At 70.4% G+C, this 24,679-nt stretch carries 23 protein-coding genes and 1 pseudogene; 10 read left to right on the forward strand and 14 right to left on the reverse strand.

Annotated elements, in window-relative coordinates; genetic code table 11:
* Window positions 1-7 precede the first annotated feature (7 nt).
* Window positions 8-1,501: a leucyl aminopeptidase gene (locus ACXJJ3_RS07495; RefSeq protein WP_458169236.1), complete on the forward strand. Its 1,494-nt coding sequence runs from the start codon at window positions 8-10 to the stop codon at window positions 1,499-1,501.
* On the opposite strand, the gene ACXJJ3_RS07500 is transcribed toward ACXJJ3_RS07495, so the two are convergent.
* Together ACXJJ3_RS07500 and ACXJJ3_RS07505 are read right to left on the reverse strand one after the other, a co-directional pair.
* Window positions 1,495-1,812, reverse strand: a complete 318-nt coding sequence (locus ACXJJ3_RS07500) for a cupin domain-containing protein (protein ID WP_458169237.1) — start codon at window positions 1,810-1,812, stop codon at window positions 1,495-1,497. The two genes, ACXJJ3_RS07495 and ACXJJ3_RS07500, sit on opposite strands and share 7 nt — an antisense overlap.
* 3 nt (window positions 1,813-1,815) lie before the next feature.
* On the reverse strand, window positions 1,816-2,481 hold the full coding sequence (locus tag ACXJJ3_RS07505) for a DUF2848 domain-containing protein (protein WP_458169238.1): 666 nt from the start codon (window positions 2,479-2,481) through the stop codon (window positions 1,816-1,818).
* Between the two features lie 78 nt (window positions 2,482-2,559).
* Here ACXJJ3_RS07505 and ACXJJ3_RS07510 point away from each other — a divergent pair, with 78 nt between their 5' ends.
* Window positions 2,560-3,858 carry an MFS transporter gene (locus tag ACXJJ3_RS07510; RefSeq protein ID WP_458169239.1) on the forward strand — a complete coding sequence of 433 codons (1,299 nt, stop codon included), beginning with the start codon at window positions 2,560-2,562 and terminating at the stop codon, window positions 3,856-3,858.
* On the opposite strand, the gene ACXJJ3_RS07515 is transcribed toward ACXJJ3_RS07510, so the two are convergent.
* Complete coding sequence (locus ACXJJ3_RS07515) at window positions 3,845-4,483, reverse strand: GntR family transcriptional regulator (RefSeq protein ID WP_458169240.1); 639 nt, start codon at window positions 4,481-4,483, stop codon at window positions 3,845-3,847. The genes ACXJJ3_RS07510 and ACXJJ3_RS07515 overlap by 14 nt on opposite strands.
* A gap of 29 nt (window positions 4,484-4,512) precedes the next feature.
* On the opposite strand from ACXJJ3_RS07515, the gene ACXJJ3_RS07520 reads away from it, so the two are divergent.
* Window positions 4,513-5,313 (forward strand): nitrilase-related carbon-nitrogen hydrolase, encoded by an 801-nt coding sequence (locus tag ACXJJ3_RS07520; RefSeq protein ID WP_458169241.1) that lies wholly within the window; start codon window positions 4,513-4,515, stop codon window positions 5,311-5,313.
* A gap of 24 nt (window positions 5,314-5,337) precedes the next feature.
* Here the strand turns inward: ACXJJ3_RS07520 and ACXJJ3_RS07525 are convergent, their stop codons facing one another.
* Window positions 5,338-5,655 carry a hypothetical protein gene (locus tag ACXJJ3_RS07525; protein ID WP_458169242.1) on the reverse strand — a complete coding sequence of 106 codons (318 nt, stop codon included), beginning with the start codon at window positions 5,653-5,655 and terminating at the stop codon, window positions 5,338-5,340.
* A gap of 183 nt (window positions 5,656-5,838) precedes the next feature.
* On the opposite strand from ACXJJ3_RS07525, the gene lpdA reads away from it, so the two are divergent.
* The 3 genes from lpdA to ACXJJ3_RS07540 all read left to right on the forward strand — a co-directional run bounded on the left by lpdA (window position 5,839) and on the right by ACXJJ3_RS07540 (window position 10,220).
* Window positions 5,839-7,218: a dihydrolipoyl dehydrogenase gene (gene lpdA, locus ACXJJ3_RS07530; protein WP_458169243.1), complete on the forward strand. Its 1,380-nt coding sequence runs from the start codon at window positions 5,839-5,841 to the stop codon at window positions 7,216-7,218.
* 127 nt (window positions 7,219-7,345) lie between these two features.
* Complete coding sequence (sucB, locus tag ACXJJ3_RS07535) at window positions 7,346-9,244, forward strand: 2-oxoglutarate dehydrogenase, E2 component, dihydrolipoamide succinyltransferase (RefSeq protein ID WP_458169244.1); 1,899 nt, start codon at window positions 7,346-7,348, stop codon at window positions 9,242-9,244.
* Between the two features lie 88 nt (window positions 9,245-9,332).
* Window positions 9,333-10,220 (forward strand): TIGR01777 family oxidoreductase, encoded by an 888-nt coding sequence (locus tag ACXJJ3_RS07540; protein ID WP_458169245.1) that lies wholly within the window; start codon window positions 9,333-9,335, stop codon window positions 10,218-10,220.
* 22 nt (window positions 10,221-10,242) lie between these two features.
* Here the strand turns inward: ACXJJ3_RS07540 and ACXJJ3_RS07545 are convergent, their stop codons facing one another.
* Together ACXJJ3_RS07545 and ACXJJ3_RS07550 are read right to left on the reverse strand one after the other, a co-directional pair.
* On the reverse strand, window positions 10,243-10,689 hold the full coding sequence (locus tag ACXJJ3_RS07545; protein WP_458172025.1) for a hypothetical protein: 447 nt from the start codon (window positions 10,687-10,689) through the stop codon (window positions 10,243-10,245).
* 653 nt (window positions 10,690-11,342) lie between these two features.
* Window positions 11,343-11,474, reverse strand: a complete 132-nt coding sequence (locus ACXJJ3_RS07550) for a hypothetical protein (protein ID WP_458169246.1) — start codon at window positions 11,472-11,474, stop codon at window positions 11,343-11,345.
* 599 nt (window positions 11,475-12,073) lie between these two features.
* Between ACXJJ3_RS07550 and ACXJJ3_RS07555 the strand changes: the two genes are divergently transcribed.
* Complete coding sequence (locus ACXJJ3_RS07555) at window positions 12,074-12,748, forward strand: hypothetical protein (RefSeq protein ID WP_458169247.1); 675 nt, start codon at window positions 12,074-12,076, stop codon at window positions 12,746-12,748.
* Between the two features lie 35 nt (window positions 12,749-12,783).
* On the opposite strand, the pseudogene ACXJJ3_RS07560 reads toward ACXJJ3_RS07555, so the two are convergent.
* A pseudogene (locus tag ACXJJ3_RS07560) lies at window positions 12,784-13,239 on the reverse strand (protein kinase domain-containing protein); the annotation flags it as partial.
* 80 nt (window positions 13,240-13,319) lie between these two features.
* Between ACXJJ3_RS07560 and lipB the strand changes: the two are divergent.
* Complete coding sequence (gene lipB / locus ACXJJ3_RS07565) at window positions 13,320-14,036, forward strand: lipoyl(octanoyl) transferase LipB (protein WP_458169248.1); 717 nt, start codon at window positions 13,320-13,322, stop codon at window positions 14,034-14,036.
* On the opposite strand, the gene ACXJJ3_RS07570 is transcribed toward lipB, so the two are convergent.
* Both ACXJJ3_RS07570 and ACXJJ3_RS07575 read right to left on the reverse strand, forming a co-directional pair.
* Window positions 14,018-15,397, reverse strand: a complete 1,380-nt coding sequence (locus tag ACXJJ3_RS07570) for a sulfatase family protein (protein WP_458169249.1) — start codon at window positions 15,395-15,397, stop codon at window positions 14,018-14,020. The genes lipB and ACXJJ3_RS07570 overlap by 19 nt on opposite strands.
* 4 nt (window positions 15,398-15,401) lie before the next feature.
* Window positions 15,402-16,703, reverse strand: coding sequence for a sulfatase-like hydrolase/transferase (locus ACXJJ3_RS07575; RefSeq protein ID WP_458169250.1), 1,302 nt, complete (start codon window positions 16,701-16,703; stop codon window positions 15,402-15,404).
* Between the two features lie 87 nt (window positions 16,704-16,790).
* On the opposite strand from ACXJJ3_RS07575, the gene ACXJJ3_RS07580 reads away from it, so the two are divergent.
* Entirely contained in the window at window positions 16,791-18,269 is a 1,479-nt protein-coding gene (locus tag ACXJJ3_RS07580) for a hypothetical protein (RefSeq protein ID WP_458169251.1), read from the forward strand.
* Window positions 18,270-18,323: 54 nt separating this feature from the next.
* On the opposite strand, the gene ACXJJ3_RS07585 is transcribed toward ACXJJ3_RS07580, so the two are convergent.
* The 5 genes from ACXJJ3_RS07585 to ACXJJ3_RS07605 form a co-directional block, all read right to left on the reverse strand.
* Complete coding sequence (locus ACXJJ3_RS07585) at window positions 18,324-19,286, reverse strand: LysR family transcriptional regulator (RefSeq protein WP_458169252.1); 963 nt, start codon at window positions 19,284-19,286, stop codon at window positions 18,324-18,326.
* A 109-nt stretch (window positions 19,287-19,395) separates the two neighbouring features.
* On the reverse strand, window positions 19,396-20,562 hold the full coding sequence (locus ACXJJ3_RS07590) for an ABC transporter permease (RefSeq protein WP_458169253.1): 1,167 nt from the start codon (window positions 20,560-20,562) through the stop codon (window positions 19,396-19,398).
* Entirely contained in the window at window positions 20,559-21,440 is an 882-nt protein-coding gene (locus tag ACXJJ3_RS07595) for an ABC transporter ATP-binding protein (RefSeq protein ID WP_458169254.1), read from the reverse strand. The genes ACXJJ3_RS07590 and ACXJJ3_RS07595 overlap by 4 nt, the downstream gene beginning before the upstream one ends.
* Window positions 21,441-21,658: 218 nt before the next feature.
* Window positions 21,659-22,318, reverse strand: a complete 660-nt coding sequence (locus ACXJJ3_RS07600) for a response regulator (RefSeq protein WP_458171867.1) — start codon at window positions 22,316-22,318, stop codon at window positions 21,659-21,661.
* 4 nt (window positions 22,319-22,322) lie between these two features.
* The gene (locus ACXJJ3_RS07605; RefSeq protein WP_458169255.1) at window positions 22,323-23,672 is read right to left on the reverse strand and encodes a sensor histidine kinase; all 1,350 of its coding nucleotides are present in this window, start codon (window positions 23,670-23,672) and stop codon (window positions 22,323-22,325) included.
* A gap of 56 nt (window positions 23,673-23,728) precedes the next feature.
* Between ACXJJ3_RS07605 and lipA the strand changes: the two genes are divergently transcribed.
* Complete coding sequence (gene lipA, locus ACXJJ3_RS07610; protein ID WP_458169256.1) at window positions 23,729-24,667, forward strand: lipoyl synthase; 939 nt, start codon at window positions 23,729-23,731, stop codon at window positions 24,665-24,667.
* Window positions 24,668-24,679 lie beyond the last annotated feature (12 nt).

Here is a 24,679-nt window from a genome sequence, read left to right on the forward strand (position 1 = left end):
GGATTTCGTGACCACCATCACCCTGAGCAAGTCCGATGCCGCCGGCGTCAAGACCGACGCCGTGGTCATCGGCGTGGTCAAACTCGGCGGCGGCGTCACCCTGCCGGCCGGCACCGAGTCGCTGAACGCCGCGTACGGCGGGAAGCTGGTGGAGGTGCTCTCCGGACTGGGCGCCACCGGCAAGGCCGGCGAGGTGACGAAGGTGCCGGGGCCGAAGCCCGGCAAGTCGGCGACGCTGATCGCGGTCGGCCTGGGCGCCGCGCCGGACGGCGAACTGAAGACCGAGGACCTGCGGACCGCGGCCGGGGCCGGCGTCCGCGCCACGAAGACCGGGCAGACGGTCGCGTTCGCGCTGCCGACGCCGGACGCCGAGTGTGTGCGGGCCGTCGCCGAGGGCGCGCTGCTCGGCCGCTACGCGTTCACGGCGTACAAGTCCGGCGACAACGACGAGGCGCCTGGCGCGCTGACCGTGCTCACCGACCTCGCGCGGAACAAGGACGCCAAGGCCGCCCTGGAGCGCGCGCAGGTGACCGCCGAGTCGGTCACGCAGGTGCGCGACTGGGTGAACACCCCGCCGTCGGACCTGCACCCGGTCGAGTTCGCCGCGGACGCGGTCAAGCTCGGCAAGGAGTACGGCGTCAAGGTCGAGGTGCTCGACGAGAAGGCGCTCGCCAAGGGCGGGTACGGCGGCATCCTGGGCGTCGGCCAGGGCTCGGCGAACCCGCCGCGGCTGGTCCGGCTGAGCTACACCCCGAAGAAGCCGGTGACGCACCTGGCCTTCGTCGGCAAGGGCATCACGTTCGACTCCGGCGGCCTGTCGCTGAAGACGTCGACCGGCATGGTCAGCATGAAGTCCGACATGGCCGGCGCGGCCGCGGTGATCGGCGCTACGCTCGCGATCGCGCGGCTCGGTCTGCCGGTGCAGGTGACGACGTACGCCGCGATGGCCGAGAACATGCCGTCCGGTTCGGCGGCCCGGCCGTCGGACGTGCTGACGATGTACGGCGGCAAGACCGTCGAGGTGCTGAACACCGACGCCGAGGGCCGGCTGGTGCTCGGCGACGCGCTGGTCCGGGCCTCCGAGGACGCGCCCGACCTGATCGTCGACGTGGCCACCCTGACCGGAGCCTGCGTCGTTGCCCTGGGCACCAAGGTGGCCGGCGCCTTCGGGAACACCGACGGCGCCCGGGACCGGGTGGTGGACGCGGCGGTCGCCTCCGGCGAGGCGATGTGGCCGCTGCCGATCCCGGCCGAGATGCTCGACAAGCTGAAGTCGCACTCGAAGGTCGCGGACCTGGCCAACATCACCGGCGAGCCGTGGGGCGGCGCGCTCGCCGCGGCCGCGTTCCTCGGCGACTTCGTTGCTGACGGCATCGACTGGGTGCACCTGGATGTGGCGGGTCCGGCGTTCAACGACGGCGGCGCCTCCGGCTACACACCGACCGGCGGCACCGGGTACGCCGTCCGCACGCTGGTCGAGCTGGCCGCGTCAGCTCAGTAGCGGATCTCCAGCATCGTGCAGCCGGTCCTGGTGGTGTAGGGACCGTGCGGCATCCCCGGCGGCCGGCAGGCGTAGTCGCCGGCGACGAACGTCCGCTCGAGGGTGAGATCGGTCAGCTCGCCCTCGAGCAGGTACACCTCTTCGACGTACTCGTGCCGGATCACTTCACCCGTGGTGGTCTTGGGAGCCCACCGCGCGATCCTGGTCAGCATTCCGTCCGGCCCACGGCTCAGCACCTGCTCGGCGATCCCGCCGCCGGCGTCGACCCACTCGACCTGACTGCTCGCGAAGAACTCCTTCTCGTCCTTCATAGGTCAGTCCCAGGCCGGAGCTAGTTCTTCGACGGCGTAGCTGATCCGGCTGCTCACGCCCCGCGGGTCCGTCAGCTCCACCCGCCACGCGTCGCCGAACTGATCCACCCCGGCGATCATCGGGATCGTCCCGCTCAGCAGCACGGTCCCCGGCACCAGCCGGTCCCCCAGTTCCTTGATCCAGTACGCCGGCGGCAGCAGCTGCCCGAGCGTCCCGTCCTGGATCAGCTCCTCGCGCTCCCCGTGCCGCACCCACGCCCGTAGGGTGAACCGGTCGAGCTCGTCCTCGATCTCCGCGAGCCGCCACGCCACGTCGCCCAGGACGTCCGGCGCCGACTGCTTGCTCCAGGCAACACCGTGCACCTCGAGCGCCCGGTCGGTGTGGTCGCAGGCGACCGTCAGCAGGTAGTCGTCCGGCGTGACGACCAGCGCCCACTCCGCCTCGCCGGACGTCTGGCCGTGCGCGACCTGGACGTTCCCGGGGCGGCCGACGAGCGACGCGGACAGCGGGTACAGCGTCGGCACCCGGTTCGGCGCGGGTACGCCGAGCGCCGCGAGCTCGTCGACGTGGTGCCGGACCTCCGCCGTGTTGCGGCCGGCGTACCCGGCATTCAGCGCGTAGCGGACCGCGACCTCCCGTGCGGTCCCGTCCGGTAGCTCGAATCGCATCGATTCCTCCTCAGGTCTTGCGTGAACACGTCGTATACAACGAGTATGGAGCAACCCCACCCTGGAGGTCCACCCCCGATGCGCACTGCAGACCCCGACCGCCGCGGCCTCGTGAAGGCGTTCGCCGCGAGCCTGTCCGGCACCTCGCTGGAGTGGTACGACTTCGCCATCTACTCCTCGGCCGCCGCGCTCGTCTTCGGCGACCTCTTCTTCCCGGGCAGCGATCCGCTCACCGGGACACTGCAGGCGTTCGCGACGTACGCCGTCGGGTACGTCGCCCGCCCGCTCGGCGGCATCTTCTTCGGGCGGCTCGGCGACGTGATCGGCCGCAAGCGCGTACTGGTCGCGACGTTGCTGCTGATCGGTGTCGCCACCTTCGGCATCGGGATCCTGCCGACCCACGCGCAGGCCGGGGCGATCGCGCCGACGCTGCTGGTCGTACTCCGCTTCGCGCAAGGCGTCGGTGTGGGCGGCGAGTGGGGTGGTGCGGTGTTGTTGAGCAGTGAGTTCAGCAAGCCGGAGCAGCGTGGGTTCTGGGCGTCCGCCGCGCAGGTCGGGCCGCCGCTCGGGACATTGCTCGCCAACGGAGTGCTGGCGGTGCTGGCAGGAGCGTTGTCCGCGGAAGCCTTCCTGAACTGGGGCTGGCGGGTCGCGTTCCTGCTGTCCGCCGTACTGGTCGCCTTCGGGCTGCTGATCCGGACGAAGCTCGAGGAGACGCCGGTGTTCCGCGAACTGGAGGCCCGTGGCGAGCGGCCGGCGGCCCCGGTGTCCGAAGTACTGCGTAACGAGACCCGGCCGCTGATCGCCGCGATCCTGGCGCGGGTCGGCCCGGACGTGCTGTACGCGATGTTCGCGGTCTTCGTTCTCACCTATGCGACGAAGGACCTGGGCATGAGCCGCGGTGAGGCGGTTGCCGCGGTGCTGGTCGGTTCCGGTTGCCAGGTCGTGCTGATTCCGCTGTCCGGCTGGCTTTCGGACCGGTACGGCCGCCGTACCGTCTATGCGATCGGTGCTGTCGGCGGGGCGGTGTGGAGCGTGGTGTTCTTCGCGACGGCGTCGTCGTTGGCGACGTTGCTGCCCGGTGTGGTGATCGGGCTGCTGTTCCACTCGCTCATGTACGGGCCGCAGGCGGCGTTCGTGTCGGAGCAGTTCACGGCCCGGCTGCGCTACACCGGGAGTTCGCTGGCGTACACGTTCGCCGGTGTCATCGGCGGTGCGCTGGCGCCGTTGGCGTTCACGTACTTCCTGGCGACGACAGGCTCCGGCTACGCGATCGCGACGTACATCGTGGTCGCCTGTGTGATCACGTTGATCGGGCTGCGGCTCGGCCGGGCTGTGCAGGACGAGCCGCAGGACCTGGTCGTCAGCCGTGCATGAGCAGCGCGCCGGTGGAGTCGAGGTGGCTGAGGATCGCCTTCTCGGCCACGTCCGGCTTGCCGGCCGCCAGACCGTCGACGATCGCCTGATGTTCCGCGACGACCTCTTGTCTTCTGGTCGCACTCCGTTGGAGAGCAACCAGCCCCAGGACGACGTGCTTGGCGCGCAGGTTCTCGTACAGCCGGCCGAGCACCGAGTTCCCGGCCGCCGCGACGAGCAGCGCGTGGAACTGGCTGTCCAGCTCGATGAACTGCTTCGCGTCGCCGTCGCCGACGATCTCCCGTTGCTGGTCGAGCACCGCGGACATCGCCGCGACCGGGGTGTTGCCCGTCGTCAGCGCGGTGGTCGCGGCCCAGCACTCGATGACACCGCGGGCCTGCATCATCTCGGCGATCTCGCGGCCCGGCACCGGCGCCACGAACGCGCCGCGGTGCGGCACCAACTGCACCAGGTCCTCGGCGGCGAGCATCAGCAGCGCCTCCCGGACCGGCGTCCGGGAGATCCCCACCTCGGTCGCGACTGCCTGCTCGTTGATGAACGTCCCCGACACCGCCGGATCGCTCAGCACGACCGCCCGCAGATGCTGGTACGCGCGGTCCCGGCCGGAATCCCCACTCAATTGCATACCTCATGTATACAGTCTCGGAGGTCCTGATGACAGCCTTACGAGTGCCGGCCTTACGCGCGGCGCCCTTACGCGTCGCGGCCGCCCAGCTCACGGCCGGCGCCGACCCGGTCGCCAACCTTGCCACGGCGACCGCCGCGGTACGACGTGCCGCGGCCGACGGCGCCGAACTGGTGGCACTGCCCGAGGCGACGTCGGCCTGCTTCGGCACCGACCTCGCCGGCGTCGCCGAACCGCTCGACGGCCCGTTCGCGACCGGGCTGCGGACGGTTGCCGCCGACCTCGGGATCGTCGTGGTCGCGGGCCTGTTCGAGCCGGCCAGGGACGGACGCGTGTACAACACGCTGCTCGCGACCGGGCCGGGCGTCGAGGCGGCGTACCGGAAGATCCATCTGTACGACGCGTTCGGGTCGCGTGAGTCGGACACGGTTGCTCCGGGCAACAGCTTGGTGAGTTTCGGGTACCGCGGGGTGACCGTCGGGCTGGCGACCTGCTACGACCTGCGGTTCGCCGGCCAGTTCACGGAGCTGGGGCAGCTCGGGGCGGAACTGGTCGTCGTACCGGCGTCCTGGGGTGCGGGGCCGGGCAAGGAAGAGCAGTGGGACCTGCTCACCCGGGCGCGGGCCGCGGACGCGCAGGCGTACCTGCTGGCGTGCGACCAGGCGTACATACCGCCGACGGGACCCGATCCGCTCGGGATCGGACGCAGCAGCCTCACCGGGCCGCTCGGGCAGACCCACGCGCGGCTGGACGGCGCCGCGGGGATCCTGCACGCGACGGTCGACGCGGAAGTGGTCGCGTCGGTCCGCGCGCGGGTACCTATTCTCTAGGGCTTGTTCCCTAGCGCTTGCCCTCTAGGGCCTGCCGTTGCGCTTCATCCGCGCGTTGTACTCGCGCATGCGGGGCGGGTAGCCGACCACCGCGGCGTCGTACGACGGGATGCCGAGCCGGTTCGCGAAGTCGTGCGCCCACTTGACCGACGGGACCCGGCGGCGGGTCCACTCGCCGTCGATCGCGACCAGCAGCAAGGTGTAGTCGGTGACCGCGGTGCGCGGCTCGACGAACCCCTCGACCCCCTGCCGCGTCTGTGCGAACTCCCGCAGGTGCGCCTGGTCCGGGGAGTCCGCCCGGCGCATCGTTCCGGCCTTGCGCCGGCGACCGAACCACTTCATGTCGCAAGTGTCCACTATCTGTGCAAGTCGGGGCCGGAATCCTGGATAACGGTTGCGCCCGATCGCGACCGGCACGCCCGGACCGGCCCGGGGGTGGATCCGCGGGTCATCGGTGAAAGGATGGCGCCGGGCGGGGCCCGCGATCCGGGACCGCCTGCCTCGACCGGACCCACGGAGGAACCTGTGACTGACGCTGGTACGACGTACGACCTGGTGATTCTCGGCGGCGGTAGCGGCGGGTACGCCGCCGGGCTGCGGGCCGCGACCCTCGGAATGTCGGTCGCGCTGATCGAGAAGGACAAGGTCGGCGGCACCTGTCTGCACCGTGGCTGCATCCCCACCAAGGCGCTGCTGCACGCCGCCGAGGTCGCCGACTCGGCGCGCGAGGGCGAGCAGTTCGGGGTCCGGACGACGCTCGAGGGCGTCGATATGGGCGGCGTGAACAAGTACAAGGACGGCGTCGTTGACCGGCTGTTCAAGGGGCTGCAGGGGCAGTTGAAGGCCCGCGGCATCACCGTGATCGAGGGCGAAGGACGGTTGACGTCGGCGACCACCGTGCAGGTCGGCGGCACGACGTACACCGGCCGCAACGTCATCCTTGCCTCCGGCTCCTACTCGAAGTCGCTGCCCGGTCTGGAGATCGACGGCGACCGGGTGATCGCCAGCGAGCACGCTTTGACGCTCGACCGGGTGCCGGCGTCCGCGGTGGTGCTGGGCGGCGGCGTGATCGGGGTCGAGTTCGCGTCCGCGTGGACCTCTTTCGGGACCAAGGTGACGATCGTCGAGGCGCTGCCGCGGCTGGTGCCGGCCGAGGACGCGGACAGCTCGAAGGCCCTGGAGCGCGCGTTCCGGAAGCGGAAGATCGCCTTCAAGACCGGTACGCCGTTCGAATCGGTGGAGGTCGTCGACAACGGCGTCCGCGTGCACGTCGCGGGCGGCGAGGTGATCGAGGCCGAGGTACTGCTGGTCGCGGTCGGCCGCGGCCCGAACACCGCGGGTCTCGGGTACGAAGAGGCCGGCGTCGCGCTGGACCGCGGGTTCGTGACCGTCGACGCGACACTGCAGACCAGCGTGCCGGGCGTGTACGCGGTCGGCGACATCGTGCCGGGCCTGCAGCTCGCGCACCGCGGCTTCCAGCAGGGCATCTTCGTCGCGGAACACCTCGCGGGTCTCGCACCGACGCCGATCGACGAAAGCGGCATCCCGCGCGTCACGTACTCCGAGCCGGAGGTCGCGTCGGTCGGGCTGACCGAGGAGCAGGCGCGCGCGAAGTACGGCGAGGTCGACATCCTCAACTGCCCGCTCGGCGGCAACGGCAAGTCGCAGATCCTGAAGACGTCCGGCTTCGTGAAGCTGGTCCGCGCCCGCGACGGCGCGGTGGTCGGGCTGCACATGGTCGGCTCCCGCGTCGGCGAGCTGATCGGCGAGGCGCAACTGATCTACAACTGGGAGGCGTACCCGGCCGATGTCGCGCCGCTGGTGCACGCCCACCCGACACAGAACGAGGCCCTCGGCGAGGCGCACATGGCGCTGGCCGGGAAACCTTTGCACTTCCATGACTGACCCTGCTGGTCCACCCCAGTAGGTTGGGGCTGCAGGAGCGGACGGGACGGCCGTGACCCGGATCCCGCGCGCTCCGGCGGCACCGTAGGCTGACACTCGACCATCAGACGAAGGAGCAACGACCGTCATGCCGACCTCTGTATCCCTGCCGGCCCTCGGGGAGAGCGTCACCGAAGGAACCGTCACCCGCTGGCTCAAGCAGGTCGGTGACACGGTGGCCGTCGACGAGCCCCTGCTGGAGGTGTCCACCGACAAGGTCGACACCGAGATCCCGAGCCCTGTCGCCGGCACCCTGCTGGAGATCAAGGCCGCCGAAGACGAGACCGTCGAGGTCGGCGCCGAACTCGCCGTCATCGGCGACGCCGGCGAGGCCCCCGCCCCGTCTGCCCCGGCCGCTGAAGCTCCCGCCGCTGCCCCTGCCGCCGAAGCTCCCGCCGCACCCGCCGCCGCTCCGGCCGCTGCTCCCGCCGCCGCGCCGGCGCCCGCTGCTGCTCCGGCTGCTGCCGCCCCGGCTCCGGCCGCTGAGGCCGCGCCTGCTGCTGAGGCTGCTCCGGCCGGCGCGTCCGGTACGTCGGTGACCCTGCCGGCCCTGGGCGAGAGCGTCACCGAGGGCACCGTCACCCGCTGGCTGAAGCAGGTCGGCGACGACGTGGCCGTGGACGAGCCGCTGCTCGAGGTCTCCACCGACAAGGTCGACACCGAGATCCCGTCCCCGGTCGCCGGCAAGCTCCTCGAGATCAAGGTCGCCGAGGACGAAACCGTCGAGGTCGGCGCTGAACTCGCCGTCGTAGGTTCCGGCTCCCCCGCCGCCGCTCCGGCTGCCCCGGCCCCCGCCGCAGCACCTGCCGCTGCCGCCCCGGCCCCGGCTGCTGCTCCTGCTGCCCCCGCTCCTGCTGCTGCCCCCGCTCCTGCCGCCGCACCTGCTCCGGCCCCCGCTGCTGCACCCGCTCCGGCGGCCGCACCCGCGCCTGTCCCGGCCGCAGCCCCCGCCGCAGCCCCCGCCGCAGCACCTGCTCCGGCTCCGGCCGCCGCCGCTCCGGCGCCTGCTGCCGCCCCGGCTCCGGCTGCCCCGGCCGCGTCGCCGAACGGTGCTGCTTCCGACGGCCCGAACTACGTCACCCCGCTGGTACGCAAGCTCGCCGCCGAGCACGCCGTCGACCTGAACGCGGTCCAGGGCACCGGCGTCGGCGGTCGCATCCGCAAGCAGGACGTGCTCGCCGCCGCCGAGGCCAAGAAGGCCGCCGCAGCCGCCGCACCGGCTGCCCCCGCCGCCGCGGCACCCGCCGCTGCCGCGAAGGCGCCGGCGATCAGCCCGCTGCGCGGTACCACCGAGAAGATGAGCCGGATCCGCAAGGCGATCGCCGCGCACATGGTGAACAGCCTCAAGGTCTCGGCCCAGCTGACCACCGTGGTCGAGGTCGACGTCACCGAGATCGCCAAGCTGCGGAACAAGAAGAAGGCCGAGTTCGAGGCCCGCGAGGGCGTCAAGCTGTCCTTCCTGCCGTTCTTCGCACTCGCCGCTGTCGACGCGCTGAAGCAGTACCCGAAGCTGAACGCGTCGATCGACGAGGAGAAGGGCGAGATCACGTACCACGCCGCCGAGCACCTCGGCATCGCGGTGGACGTGGAGCGCGGCCTGATGGTCCCGGTCGTGCACAACGCCGGCGACCTGAACATCGCCGGCCTCGCGAAGAAGATCGCCGACCTCGCCGAGCGCACCCGCAACAACAAGGTGCTGCCGGACGAGATGGCGGGCGGCACGTTCACCATCACCAACACCGGTAGCCGGGGCGCGCTGTTCGACACCCCGATCCTGAACCAGCCGCAGGTCGGCATGCTCGGGACCGGTGCCGTGGTGAAGCGCCCCGTCGTCATCACGCACCCGGAGCTCGGCGAGACGATCGCGATCCGGCAGATGGTGTACCTGGCGCTGACCTACGACCACCGGCTGGTCGACGGCGCCGACGCGGCCCGCTACCTGACGGCCGTGAAGCAGCGCCTCGAAGAGGCCCAGTTCGACGTCTGATCCGATCGGCGATGGCGCCGGTGCCTGTCCTCCCCGCGGGGGACGGTCGCCGGCGCTTCGTCGTTTACCCGACAGGGAGTAGCGCGGGATGAAATACATACTGGCCGGCGCGTCCGGCCTCCTCGGCCGGGCACTCGCCCACGATCTGGTTGCCGACGGCCACCAAGTGCTGCGGCTGGTACGGCGCACGCCTGCCGCGCCGGACGAACTCCGCTGGGACCCGTCCCGCGGCGACCTGGATCCGTCTGCCCTCGACGACCCCGACGTCATCGTCAACCTGGCCGGCGCGAACATCGGCCGCCCGTGGACACCGACGTACCGGATGACCATCCGCGAGAGTCGCGTCAGTACGACGGCGACGCTCGCGGCCGCCGCGACGCGTCTCGACCGTCCACCGGTGCTGATCACGCAGAGCGGGATCGGCGGGTACGGCACGGACCTCGGCGACCGCATCCTGACCGAGGACTCCGACCTCGGCGACGGATTCCTCGCCGACGTCGTCCGCCTGTGGGAAGGCGCCCTCGAACCCGCCCAGGCCGCCGGCAGCCGGGTCGCCGCGCTTCGCACTGGCGTCGTACTGGATCGGAAGGCGCCGGCGTTCCAGTTGTTGTCGCTGCCGTTCCGTCTTGGGTTGGGCGGGAGGCTCGGATCCGGGACGCAGTACTTCCCCGTCGTGTCCCTGACCGACTGGATCCGCGCCGTCCGCCACGTCGCGGAGAACGACGCCGTGAACGGCCCGGTCAACATCGCTCTGCCGACTCCCGCGACGAACACGGAGTTCACGGAGGCATTGGCGACGGCGCTGCATCGGCCGTCGTTCCTTCCGATCCCGGGGAGCTTGATGAAGCTTGCGCTCGGAGAGTTCGCCTGGGAACTCCTCGGCAGCAAACGGGCTCTGCCGACGCGCCTGCAGTCCAGTGGATTCACCTTCCATCACCCCCATGTCGCGGCCGCAGTCTCCGCTGCGCTCGCCTAGCTGTTGGTCGTCGTGTTCTTGGTCAGGCTTGGGTGATTGTTGTTATGCGCCAGGGTTGAGTGCTTGGGCCGCTGGCGCTCTGCGGCGCGGTGGTCAGGGTGATGAGTCGGGTTGACGGTTTGCCTGGTGGGAGTGGGGTTCTGGTTCCGTAGCCGTCAACGGCCTCGCCCGCGCTGAGGTGGTCGACGGTGCGGAGCGTGATGGTGGTCGGCGTCCGGGAGGCGATCGTCGTGCTGTCGATGGTGATCCGGAGGCCTTGTACGCGGACGTTCTGCTTGCGGTAGGTCGCGAGGAGGGCGCGATCAGCCGTCCACGGTGAGCTGCCCGGCAGGTAGATCCCGTCGAGAGCCGTCAGGTCCAGCGTCCAGAACGCCTGGGAACGCTGCGCATCAAGCGCCTCCAAGGTCCGCAACCACGCCGCGGGATCAGCAGTCGCAAGCGTGACCCGCCCGGCTCCTCCCTCCCCCACGGAAGCTCCAGTCGGCTCACCGGCGCGAGTCGGCTGACCCGCCTGCGTCGGCCTCACCTGAGTCGGCTCACCAGCTCGAGTCGGTTCACCTGCCTGGGTTGGCTCACGTGCCTGGGTGGGCTCACCTGCCTGGGTGGGCTCGCCCGGCTGTGCGGGCTCTCTTGCCTGCGTCGGCTCACCTGCTGACGTGGGCTCGCCGGCCTGCGTAGGTTCACCGGGGCGTGTGGGTTCACCCGCGCGAGTCGGCCGGCCCTGTCGCGTTGGCTCCCCTGAATTAGACGGCTCTCCTGCTCCGGTTGGGGTTTCTGCCGGTGTCGCCTCGCCTGTTCGCGTCGGCTGGCCGCCGGGCGGCGTCCCCGCTTGGGTGGAGGTCGATCGGCCTGGGGTCGGGTGGATGGAGGTGGGTTGTGTGGACGGGTTTCTGGCGGACGTTGGTTGGGTGGACTCGGACTGTGCGGTTGTTGAGGTGTCGACTGTGCGTACGGCGGCTATGCCTAGGACGAGTACGACGACCGCGCCGGCTGCTACCGCCGCGAGGACGCCGTACGCAGGGTGGGTGAAACGGCCAAACCTCCGCCCACCGAGAACAGCAGCCCGGCGCCGCCGACGTACACGCCGAGGGCCTCTCCCACGCCGCAGCTGCGTGGCGCCGCCTAAGGCAGCACGAGGGTCCGCAGTACGCGTACCTGGACGGGCCGATCCGGCACCACCCGGCCCCGCGTCACCCGGTCCCGCGTCACCCGGTCCCGCGTCACCCGGTCCTGCGTGACCAGGTGCCACGTCACTCCGTCTCACGCCCTCGGACGCATCCTGCGCGGATGCAGCGCCCGCGTTTGCGCAATGAGCAGGTGCATCGTCTGCGGGAGTGTGGGGGTCGGCGGGGATCGCGGCCCGGCGGGAGGTGGTGGTCGGGGTGGGAGTGTCGTGGGGTGGGTGGTTCGGGTGGGTGTCGCCGCGGGATGCGGCGGGGGTTGGTATGACCGCGTGCGGCGGGTCGTCGGTGGCGGCACGGCGGATTGCATCAGTGGCTGGCGTCTCGTGGGCGAGTGTGGCGGCGTTCGCTGGCGTGGCGGCGCAGGCGGTGGTGTCTGCGGCTGTAGCAGCTGGTGTCGTCGGCTGGGTTGTGGCCCGTCGGTTGGGGTGAAGTGGGTGGGTGAGGGGCGTGCTGGGTGGGGTGCGGTGGGCGGAGCGGGTGGTGCGGATTGTGCGGCCGGTGGGGGTTTTGGTTCGGCGGCTTGCGCGGGGGCGGTTGGGGGTTGGGGTGGTGGGGATTGATTGCTGCGGTTGCGATTGGTGGGGTGGGACGGGGGTTGCTGGTCGGGGCGCGAGTGGGTTGCGGGCTCGCGACTGGGGGTCGTCATCGTCGGGTGGGGCGGTGGGTGGGATGCGGCGGTGGCTAGCGCCGACGCCAGGCGTGCTCGCGAAGGTGGACGCAGGCGTGGTCGTGGGCGTGGAGGTAGGAGCAGGCGTCGACGCGGACGCGGGCGTCGGCGCGGACGCGGGCGTCGGCGCGGGCGTCGGCGCGGGTGCGGGCGTCGGCGCGGGCGTCGGCGCGGGTGCGGGCGTTGACGTGGGCGCGGGTGCGGGCATGGGGGCGGGCGCGGACGCGGGTGCAGACGTGGACCCGGGTGCAGACGTGGACCCGGGCGTGGACCCGGGCGTGGACCCGGGCGTGGACCCAGGCGTGGACCCAGGCGTGGACCCAGGCGTGGGCGCGGGCGTGGACCCGGGTGCAGACGTGGGTGCAGACGTGGACGCGAGTGCGGACGCGGGGGTGGATGCCGTGGGGGCCGTGGGGGCCGCGGAGGTGGGGGTGGATGGGGGCTGGGGCCTGGGGGTGGAGGTCGAGGGGTTCGCGGGGTTTGGGGGGTGGGTGGGGAGGGGTGGGTGGAGGCCTTCTGGGGGGATGGCCAGTTCTATGGGGGTGGGGGCGGAGAGGGTTAGGAGGCGGGTGGGGATGGTTGTCAGGGGTGGGGTGGTGAAGAGGGGTGGGGGGAACAGGTGGGGGTCTGCGGCGGCGTGGTGGGCTATGGCGGCGAGGGCTTGGGTGTCGGCGTGAGGGGTGCTGGGGTGCAGGGTTGGGTCGGTGAGGATGGGGCGGCCGTCGGCGTCGAAGAGGATGTTGTTGGGGGTGACGGCGCCGTGGGTCAGGCCGTAGTCGTGGAGGTAGGAGAGGGCTGAGGCCAGGGGGGCCAGGAGGGTGACCAGTTCGCCTCTGGTGAGGGGCGAGCGGCGGGTCAGGAGGGCGGTCAGGGTGCCGGCGGCCAGGTGCTGGGTGATGAGGATCCAGCCGGTGTCGGTTTCGCGGAACTCGGTCAGGCGGGCGATGTGTGGGTGGCGTAGGCGGGCGAGTTTGGTGAGGTCGGCGCGGACGCGAGGACTGTCGGGGAGAGTGCCGGTGGGGATGTGCTTGAGGACGGCGTTGCGGCCGGTTGCGCGGTCCCGGACCTGCCAGACGGTGCCGGTGGGTCCGGACCCCAGCTGCCGGCGGAGGCTGTAGCCGGTGAGGTCTGCGAGGTCCATGTCCAAGAGGATGCACCGATCGCGCATTGCCCCGCGGAAGTTATCCACAGCCCCACACCGAGGCCCGCGGAGGCGGCGCCTACACTCGGGAGCGTGAGGGTTATCAGGTGAGCGGGATCAGGTACGTGGAGGCCGGGTTCGGCGCGGACGCGGTGGATTACGAGACCGCCTGGGCCGAGCAGCGGCAGCTGCATGCGCAGGTTGCCGAGGGCACCGACAGTGGCACGGTGATCCTGCTCGAGCATCCGCCCGTCTACACGGCCGGGAAACGCACCGAGCCGCACGAGCGGCCGCTGGACGGTACGCCGGTGGTGGACGTCGACCGTGGCGGGAAGATCACCTGGCACGGGCCCGGTCAGCTGGTCGGGTACCCGATCGTCAAGCTGGCCTCACATGTGTACGTCGTGGACTACGTGCGGCGGCTCGAGGAGGCGTTGATCGGGGTGTGCGCCGAGCTCGGCGTACGGACCGGTCGGGTGAAGGGGCGCAGCGGGGTCTGGGTGGCGGCGGACGAGCGTGGTCGCGAGCGGAAGATCGCCGCGATCGGCATCCGGGTCGCGCAGGGCGTGACCATGCACGGGTTCGCGCTGAACTGCAACAACGACCTGGCCTGGTTCGACCGGATCGTGCCCTGCGGGATCTCGGACGCCGATGTCACCACGTTGTCGAAGGAGCTCGGGCGCGAGGTCACGATCGCCGAGGTGCTCGAGCCGGTACGGCGGCATCTCGACGAGCTCCTCGCCTGGAACGAGTACGAGCGCAGCCCGGACATCGACCACCACGAGGAGCCGCCGACCGCGATCACCTACGGGCTGACCGTCTGAGGCTCCAGGCCGACCTCCGCGCGCCACGAACCGTGCAGCGCGCGGAGCCGGGCGGCGATCTCCGGCTGCGCTGACAGCTCGTTCTGCTGTTCGCCGATGTCGTCGGCGAGGTTCGCGAGGAACCAGCCCTCCCCCATCGGCGCGTGCTCGTAGTCGCGCAAGTGCCGGGTGTTCTCGTTGTCGTCGACCCAGCTGAGCTTCCAGTCGCCCGACCGGACCGCCCACTGGAATCCACAGTCCCAGTGCAGGTTCTCGTGCGCGGCCTCGGCCGACCCGGTCAGCACCGGGAGGATGTCGAGACCGTCCGCGCCGTCCACGGTGGCACCCGCCGCGGCCGCGAGTGTCGGGACCAGGTCGAGCGTGCTGACGAGTGCGTCCGTACGACGGCCGGCCAGGAGTTGTGCGGGCCAGCGCCACAGCATGGGGATCCGGATGCCGCCGTCCCAGAGCGTGTACTTCGTCCCGCGCAGCGGAGCGTTGTCGCCGAAGTTGCAGGTCGACCCGCCGTTGTCGGTCACGTACACGACAATCGTGTCGTCACAGGCGGCGTCGAGCAGGCGGCCGATCTCGGCGTCCATCAGCTCCAGCTGGGCCAGGTAGTACTCGCGTCCGTGCGGCAGGTTCGGCACGATCACGTCGTCGTACCACTCCATGAACGGGCCGTCCGCGTCCGGGGACCAGTCGCGGAACGTCGGTAGGCCGCGGGCCTTCAGCTCGGACTCGGGCAGCTGCCAGCAGAAGTTGTGGACGGCGTTGAACGCGACCATGCAGAAGTACGGGCGCTCGTCCTCCGCGTCCATGAACTCCGCCGCGCGCCGGCCGAACTCCGCTGTCAGGAAGCCCTCGTGTTCGACAGGCTCGTCACCTGACAGCAGCGGCTGAACGGCCATGTGATGCGCAGCCGGCTGTCCGTACGACTCCACCGCGTCGTCAGAGTGGTGCAGGTAGTTCAACCGCCCGAACGACTGCCCTGCCAGCCCGTAGAGCGTCTCCTCGAAGCCGTGGTGCGGCGGGCACGCCCTGTCCCCCACGTCTTCCTTTCCGTAGTGCACCTTGCCGAAGTACCCCGTGCGGTAGCCCTGGCCGCGTAGTACCTCCGCCAGCGTTGGTACGCCGTCCGGCGGGAACGCGGCCGAGTCGAACCATTGGCCGCCCCACCGCTGCTGGTACCGCCCGGAGATGATCGACGCCCGCGACGGGCTGCAGATCGGCGCGGTCACGTACGCATCGGTGCAGGTAACGCCCTCCGCGGCCAACCGGTCCAGGGCCGGCGTCTTCACGTCGGGGTGCACACCGAGGCCGCCGCGGTCGGCGTACCCGTGGTCGTCGGAAACGATCAGCAGAATGTTCGGAGCGGGCAACAGCTCATCCTCTCGAGAGACGGGCGGCCTGGTCGGCCTTCGCGCGCGCATCGGTCGCGTCGGGGTCCAGCAGCAATCTCAACTCAGCATCCAGCCGTTGCACCAGAGGCGTCTCAGCGGAGCGGTCGTGGAGCTCCTGCGGGTCCTCGTCGAGGTTGAAGACCTGGGGCGGGTGCGATTTGCCGTAATAACAGTACTTCCAGGGGCCGGATTTGAGCATGAATCCGCCGTTGAGCATGCCTTGGGCGTGATACTCCGACAGCACCGGACGATCCTGCGGGTCGAGGAGCGAATGGCCGGGCAAGGCTGGATCTGGAGAGAGGCCAGCGATGTCTCGGAGAGTCGGGAGGAGGTCTATGAGGCTGACGTGGGCGTCGCTGCGGGTTGGAGCGAGTGCTGGGTGGCGTAGGAGGAAAGGGATGTGTACGGCGGGCTCGTAGAAGCACTGCTTTTGCCAGATGCCTTGATGGCCGGCCATCTCGCCGTGGTCGCTGGTATAGATGATCACGGTGTCGTCCGGGACGGCAGCCAGGAGGCGGCCGATCTGGTGGTCCAGGTGGCTGATGAGGGCCCAGTAGCAGGCTGTTGCCTCCCGGAGCTGGTCTTCTGTGACCGGTTCGTCGTTGCGGAAGCCGTGGCGTAGTAACGAGATCACGGGGTGCTGTTCGTCGGGTACGACGGGCAGCTCGACGTCGGCGGCGTCGTACAGTGCCCGGAACTCCGGTGGTGCGACCAACGGGAAGTGCGGGTGCATGTAGCCGACGTACAGGAGGAAGGGCTCCTCCCCTGGGTCGCGGAGGAAGTCCAGGGCAGCGTCGGTCGCTGCTACGTCGTGCTGGGTGTGTACGTGGTCGCCGGGGCCGTGCTCGGTGACGTGGGAGTTCGTGGGGCGCTGCCAGTCCGGCATACGGCGTGGTGGGCGGCCGCTGTGGTCCAGCCAGAAGTCCAGGTCATCGGTGAGGCGACGGTCGAAGCCCAGCAACCGGTCTGGTCCGTTGAAGTGGGTACGGCCCGCCAGGACGGATTTGTAGCCCGCCTTGCGCAGGTGGTGGCCCCAGGTGCGGTACGTCGGATCCGGGATCACGCCGTTGTCCCAGGCCCCGATCTGGTGCACGTACTGGCCCGCCATGAGTGAGAGGCGGGACGGTACGCACATAGGGCTGTTCGTGTATGCGCGGTCGAACGAAACGCCCTGCGCGGCCAGGCGATCCAGGTGCGGCGTTTGGACGTGTGGGTGGCCGGACCAGCCGGCTGCGGAGGCGGTGTGTTCGTCGGACAGGACAACCAGGATGTTCGGCGGGCGCATGGGTCCACCTTAGGCAAGCGATTGCCGGTCCGGTGCGTGCCGAAGTGTCTGCAGGGTGTGACGGCTGTTCGTCGCTACCTTGGGGTTGTGTCCAAATTTCTTGGGTTCTTGCTCGGCGTAGCCGTTGCTCTGGCCGGACCGGCCGTGTTCGGGGTACTCGCGGCGCCGGGTGGTATCGAGCTGAACGCGAAGGAGATGGCGCTGGCCTTCGGCCTCGCGGCGCTGATCTTCTGGGCCGTCGTGTCGGGCTTCTCCGGCGCCGGGGCGCTCGGGGCGTTCGCCGCCTTCGGCACCCTGGTCTACTGCTGGCTCTGGATCCCGAACCGGACCACGAACTTCCTGGACGGCGTGCCGGGCGTGACCAACGGGATGATCGACGGGTCGAAGCAGTACACGCTGAACGGCGTCGTACCGATCCTCGGGGTGATCTCGCTGGTGTACTCCGTCCAGCTGATCGTCCGCGGGGTACAGCGGCGGAAGCGGGAGCGGGTCGAGGCCGAGCGGCTGCAGCGCGAGCAGGAGGCGGCGCAGGCGCAGCAGGAGGCGGACGTCGCTGCCGTGTATCCGGTTGCTGGGGGCACCTATCAGGAGCCGGTGCCGTATCAGCCGCACAGCTCGTACGACGACCTGTTCGATGAGCCGGAGGCGGCGCAGCCGCGGAACCAGGCCGATGAGCAGACCCGGCAGTTCCCGGTGGGGGCGGCAGAAGGGTACGAGCAGACGCGGCAGTTCCCGGCGGCGGATGCCGGGAGCAACCAGTCCGACGAGGAGACGGTTGTTGCTGCCGCTCCGGGTGCCGCGCGGCAGGAGCCGGTTGCCGAGGCCGAGCACAAGCCGGTTGCCGAGGCCGAGCAGGAGCCGGCTGCGGAGCCGGCGCGTGCAGTAGCCGAGGAACCGAAGGCGGAGCAGCACGAGGCGGCGGCCGAGCAGGCCGGTCCGGCGGCCGAGCAGGCCGCGTCCGCGGCGTCCGCGGAGACGGCGCAGCCGGTTGCTCCTGTGGTCGAGGAGCCGAAGGTGGCGCCGGCCGACGAGGTGACGCAGGTGGCTGAGGTGAAGGAGCCGACTGCCGAGGCCCAGCAGGAGAAGGTCGAAGAACCGGCGGCTGAGCAGGAGGCGGCGCAGGCGCAGGCGCAGGCGCCGGCGCCGGTTGAGGCCGAGGCGGCTGGACAGGCAGCTGCTGCCGGACAGGCCGTTACGGGGCAGGCAGCTGCTGGACAGGCGACCGCCGGGCAGGCTGCCGCGGGACATGTAGTTGGTGGGCCGGGCGCGGTGGAGCCGGAGGCGGGGCAGGCTGCAGGTGCAGCTCAGCAGACGGCGTCGGACGCTGAGTCGGCGGCTGAGTCGGCTGCAGGGTCGGCTGCAGGGGTGGCTGCAGGGGCTGGGAATGCGCCGGTTGGTGATGTGGGGAAGGCTGATGGGGGGCCGAAGGCGGAGCGGGTTGTTGCTCCTGTGGTCCGGCCCAAGGAGGAGATGGGGTCCCAGTATCGGGAGCGGATGGAGGACCCGGAGGACACCGGTGAGTTCTTCCTGCAGGCGTTTGAGAAGCCTGTGGTCAAGCCCGCTTAGGAGTTGAGGGCCGGTGGTTACGCCGCCGGCCCTGGCGGTGGTTGGGCAGCTGGGTTAGGCGACGTGCATGCGTTGGGGGTGTTCTCCACGGCGGGCATGTTCGGTGATGGCTTCCGCGTAGGCCGTGCTTGCCATTTCCAGGACCTCGTGGGACATCTGGGCGCGTGGGGAGTCTGTGCTCCAGGCAAGTACCAGTTTTCGGTGGATCGGGTCGCCGACCAGCGCCCGCGCGGTCACATCGGAGGACAGCATCCGATAAGACGTCGGTGAGATCAGCGCGACGCCCTGGCCGCTCGTTACGAAGCCCATGAGTACGGACGTGTCGACGGAGTGATGCTCGACCCGCGGCTGGAAGCCCGCCGCCTCGCAGGCGGCCCGGAACAGGACGTGGAAGCCGCTGTCGTCCGGTGGCTCGCCGATCCACTCTTCGTCGCGGAGCGCGGCGAGGTCGATCTCGCCGCGGGTCCGGACCGCGACCGGGTGGGCGGACGAGAGGGCGACGTACGCCGATTCCGACTCGACGACCGTGGTGGCCTCGACGCCGGCGGGCAGCCGTAGCTCGAACCCGGGGAACTCCCGGAGCAGCGCGAAGTCCAGCCGGCCGCTCTCCAGCTGCTGGAGCAGGACGCTGGAGGACCACTCGACCTCGATGCTGACCTGTTCGATCTCGCCGTGGTCGCGGAGCCGGGACGCGATCCCGGACATCGGCGCGGTCGGGAATCCGCCGAGCCGGACCGCGGACGACTCGACCGCGGTCATCGCGGACACGGTCGCGGACAGGTGATCCACGTCGACGAGGATCGCCCGCGCCCGGTCGACGGCGTACCGGCCGAGCGGAGTCGGGGTGACGCCGGTGCGGGAGCGTTCGAAGAGCTCTCCCCCGAACGCGGCCTCGATCCGCTTCAGCTGCGCGGTCAGGCTCGGCTGGCTGACCTTGAGCCAGCGGGCGGCCCGGCCGACGGACCCCGCTTCTGCCACCAGGACCACCACCCGGAGATGGCGCAGCTCGACGTTCATGCGTTGAGACCGTAGTCGAGGTGTAGGCACAGCTCACAGGCGCCCTACATTGCGGTTTCGTCTCAGCCGGGTCCGGAGGTGTAACGCCGAACCCGGCTGTGACGATGAGCTACGAAGCCTTGATCGCCAGCGCCTCTCGGTAGCCGAGCCGGCGGCCGGTCTGCAGCAGCGTCCGCTCGTACAGCCGGGCGCCGACGCGGACGATCAGGACCGTGGCCGCGAGCAACAGAGCGATCGAGACGAGCGGCTGCCAGAGCGGTACGTCCTCGGTGAGCATCCGCCCCGGCATCGACATCGACGACGCGATCGGGATGAACGACGCCACGGTCTTGGCCGACGTACCGGCGAACACCGAGAAGAAGAACGGGATCATCAGGATCATCTGCCCGGGCAGTGTGGTCGACCCGAGGTCCTCCTGCCGGGTGGCCAGCGATCCGGCGACAGCCCACAACCCGGCCAGCGCGACGAACCCGAGCACGAAGAACACCACGAACCACCCGGCGACCGGCGCGACCACCTCGAGTACGGCGGCCTGGTCGGTGGCGAGCAGCCCGATCAGCGAGGCCCCGGCGATCACCACGATCTGCGCGAGGGCGAGCACCGTGTTGCCGAGCACCTTGCCCCACAGCAGCGCCCGGATGGGTACCGCGGCGGCGAGGATCTCGACGACCCGGCTCTCCTTCTCCTGCACGACGCTCTGCGCGATCATCATGCCGAACCCGAGCGCGGTCATGTAGAACACCAGCGCCAGCCCGATGTTGACGAAGTGCGACACCAGATCGGGCAGCGGACCGGGCTTCAGCAGGCTGACCTCGACCTTCGTGCCGGCGTGCAGCTCGGCCGGGGTCAGGCCGGCCTTGGCCGCGTTCGCCGCGGTCCCGATCGTCGCCGTGGCTTCCCGCAGCGCGCTCTCGATACCGCTGTCGACCTGGTCCTTGCCGAGGACGACGTACCCGTCGGTGCCCGGCAGCAGGGCCGCCTTGACGTCGCCGTCGGTGACGGCCTTCTCGGCGGTGGGGCGATCGGCCAGCCGGACGACGTCGTACCCCTTGCCGCCGGCCGTGGTCGACGCCTGCTGCACGATCTTGGCGGCAGCGTCGTCGACCACGCCGATCTTCGACGCGCTGCCCTTGCCGACCAGTACGGCCGGCAGGATCGTCGCGGCCATCACGATCAGCAGCATCACCAGGGTGGAGCCGACGAACGTCTTGTCCCGCAGCTTCGTGCTGATCTCGCGCTCGGCGATCAGCACCCACGGCCTGTCGAGTGCGTTCATCGGGTCGCCTCCCGGAAGACGTCGCTCAACGCCACCCGCTCCGGCCCGAACTCGAGCACCCGGCCGCGGCTGATCGCCTCTTGAAGGATCTTCTGCTCCAGCTCCGCGTCCAGTACGTCGAACAGCGCCGTACCGCCGGCCACGTCCCGCACCTCGATCCCGCGCAGGTCCCGCAGCCAGCCGGCATCGCCCTCGACCACCAGCCGGTACGTCGCCGCCGACCCGGCCGACAGCTCCGCGACCGAACCGGCCGCGACCACCTTGCCGCGGGACAGTACGACGAGGTCGTCGCACAGCCGCTCCACCAGGTCGAGCTGGTGGCTGGAGAACAGCACCGGCACCTCGGGGGTGACCTCGTCGCGGAGCAGGTCGACCATCGCGTCGACGGCGAGCGGGTCCAGCCCGCTGAACGGCTCGTCGAGCACGAGCGCGATCGGCTCGTGCACCAGCGCGGCCGCGATCTGCACCCGCTGCTGGTTGCCCAGCGACAGCGTCTCGAGTACGTCGGTGGCGCGCTCGGCCAGCCCGAGCCGCTCGAGCAGCTTGTCCGTGCGCTCCAGGGCGCGCTCCGGGCCGAGCCCGTGCAGCCGGCCGAAGAACACCAACTGGTCGCGGATCTTCATCTTCGGGTACAGGCCGCGCTCCTCGGGCATGTACCCGAAGTCGCGGCGGACGGACGGCGTCAGCGGACCGTCCTGCCAGTGCACCTCGCCGCCGGTCGCCGCCAGGACACCGAGGATGATCCGCATCGTCGTCGTCTTCCCGGCGCCGTTGGCCCCGACGAACCCGGTCATCCGTCCCGGTACGACGTCGAAGGTCACGTCGTCCAGCGCCAGATGATCACCGAACCGCCGGGTGAGTCCGCTCACCCTCAGCATGTGTCACCGTTCCCATCAAGGTCAGCCCCCAGCCGGGCTGGTCTACCCGACGATCACAAAGCTAGTGAGGACTACCCTCCGTGCACGTCGCCCGCGCGACTGATCGGACGGGTCATTCGCAGGGGGGACCTGCAGGCCATCACAATCGGCGGCCGACGGCCGCGCCAGTCGGGGCAGCTCGCGGCAACCGCGCATTGTGATGGCCTGCAGGTCCCACCTCAGCTCGAGGCGTCGTCTCCGGGGGTGACGAGGCCGCATTCGTAGGCGAAGACGACGGCCTGGACGCGGTCGCGGAGGCCGAGTTTGAGCAGCACGCGGGACACGTGCGTCTTGACGGTCGCCTCGCCGACGTACAGCTGGGCGGCGATCTCGGTGTTGGTGAGGCCGCGGGCGATCAGGCCGAGCACCTCGCGTTCGCGGTCGGTGAGCTCGGCCAGCAGGTCCGGGCGGTACACCCGTTCGCCGCCGCCGGTGAACCGCTTGATCACCCGTCGGGTCACCTCCGGCGCCAGCAGCGCGTGCCCGGAGTGCACGATCTGGATCGCCTCGACCAGGTCCTCGGGCGCGGTGTTCTTGAGCAGGAAGCCGCTCGCCCCGGCGCCGAGCGACTCGAACAGGTAGTCGTCGCGGTCGAACGTGGTCAGGATGACGACCTTGCCGGCGTCCTCGGCGACGATCCGCTGGGTCGCGGTGATCCCGTCCATGCCGGGCATCTGGACGTCCATCAGGACGACGTCCGGACGCAGCGCGAGTGCCAGCTCGATCGCCTTCTCGCCGTCGGACGCCTCGCCGACCACCTCGATGTCCTGCTCGACGGACAGGATCATCCGGAATCCCGCCCGGACCAGATCCTGGTCGTCCACCAGCAAAACCCGCATCGGGTCAGTCACTTGCCACAACTCCAATCGGGATCCGCACCCGGACCCGGAATCCTCCCACGGGCCGCGGGCCGATCTCACTCTCGCCGCCGAGCAGCGCGACCCGCTCGCGGATCCCGACGTGGCCGAGCCGGCTGCCGACCGGCGCGTGCTTCGGCCGGCCGTCGTCCAGGACCTCCAGCTCCACCGCATCACCGAGGTACCGCAGCGTGAGGTGGGCGCTGCGCGCGGTCGAATGCTTGCGGACGTTCGACAGCGCCTCCTGGGCGATCCGGTACACCGACACCGAGACCGTCTTCGGCAGTTCGGCCGGCGCCCCGATCTGGTGGAACCCGACCTCCAGGCCGTGCCCGTTCGCCTCCGCGATCAGCGCCGGCAGCCGGTCCGCGCCCGCCTGCGGCGTCTTCGGGTCCGGCGTACCGACGTCGAGGTCCGGGTCGGCGGCGCGGAGCATGCCGAGCAGCTGGCGCATCTCGTTCACCGCGGTCCGGCTGGACTCCTCGATCACGTTCAGCGCGTTCTTCGCGGCGGCCGGGTCGGTGTCCATCACCCGCCGCGCTCCCCCGGCCTGGATGCCGATGCTGCTGATGTGGTGCGCGACCACGTCGTGCAGTTCGCGGGAGATCCGCAGCCGTTCGTCGATCACGGCACGCCGGGAGTTCGCCTCCTGCTGGGCGGCGAGCTCGGTGGCCTGCTGTTCGAGTTCGTGCCGCTGCCGGGCGGTCGCCCACGCCGTACGGCCCCAGAAGTACGCGCCGAAGAAGTACAGGACGTTGAGCGAGAGCGCGATGATCACGTTCGAGACGTACGGCGAGAACAGTGCGTGGTTCGGGCCCTCGAGGGCGTTCGCCCGGAGCGCGTGCACGAAGTTCATGGTCAGCCAGCCGAACATCGCGATGAACACGAGCCCGATCGCGGCCTTCATCACCCGCCTGTCGCGGGCCCACGCGACCGCGGCGTACACAGCCATGAACATCGTCGACTGGGTGACCAGGTTCCCGGTGAACGCGAACGTCGCGCGCTCGCCGTTCACGATGAACAGCACCGCGACCGCCAGCAGCACCGGGATCGGCCAGCGGCGGCGGAAGCACAGCGGCAGCGCGACCGCCGCGCTCAGCACGTACGGCTCGACGCCACCGATCCCGAGGTTGACGTGTACCGGCGACCCGCCGCGGGCCAGCTCGGTCCCGAACACGCCGGCCACCGCCATCCCGAGCCCGAGCAGTACGTCGTACCGCTGCTCGCGGGCCGTCGGCGCCGGGCGGGTCCAGCCGCGCACCCCGGCAGCGGAGCCTGTGCCGGACACCGGGGGTGTGGCAGGTTCGGCATCCGAACGCAGGTCAACGGTGGACATAGCTCATCAGCCTACGGGTGGAACGCTCCTGAACCGTGGCGCGTACCCTTGGACGCGTGACGATCGCCCCAGAAGGACGGAAACTGCTCAGGCTCGAGGTGCGCAACGCGGAGACCCCGATCGAGCGCAAACCCGAGTGGATCAAGACCCGCGCCAAGATGGGCCCGGAGTACCAGGCACTGCAGAAACTCGTGAAGTCCGAAGGACTGCACACCGTGTGCCAGGAAGCCGGCTGCCCGAACATCTTCGAGTGCTGGGAAGACCGCGAAGCGACCTTCCTGATCGGCGGTGACCAGTGCACCCGCCGCTGCGACTTCTGCCAGATCGACACCGGCAAACCCGAGGCACTGGACCGCGACGAGCCCCGCCGCGTGGCCGAGTCCGTCCGGACCATGGGCCTGCGGTACGCCACCGTGACCGGCGTCGCCCGCGACGACCTCGACGACGGCGGCGCCTGGCTGTACGCCGAGACCATCCGCCAGATCCACGAGCTCAACCCGGGCACCGGCGTCGAAATGCTCGCGCCCGACTTCAACGCGATCCCCGAACAGCTCGCCGAGGTGTTCTCCTCGCGGCCCGAGGTCTTCGCGCACAACGTCGAGACGGTGCCGCGGATCTTCCGCCGGATCCGCCCCGGCTTCCGCTACGAACGCTCGCTCGACGTCATCACCCAGGCCCGCGACTACGGCCTGGTCACCAAGTCGAACCTGATCCTCGGCATGGGCGAGACCCGCGACGAGGTCAGCCAGGCACTCAAGGACCTGCACGCGGCCGGCTGCGAGATCATCACGATCACGCAGTACCTGCGCCCCTCGGTCCGGCACCACCCGGTCGAGCGCTGGGTCAAGCCGGAAGAGTTCGTCGAGCTCGACGCCGAGGCCCAGCAGATCGGATTCGCGGGGGTCATGTCCGGTCCGCTGGTACGGTCCTCTTACCGCGCCGGTCGGCTGTACCGTCAGGCGGTCGAGTCACGCATGAACGCCGCTCAGGCATAACAGGACAGGGTA

It is taken from the genome of Kribbella sp. WER1, assembly GCF_054189145.1.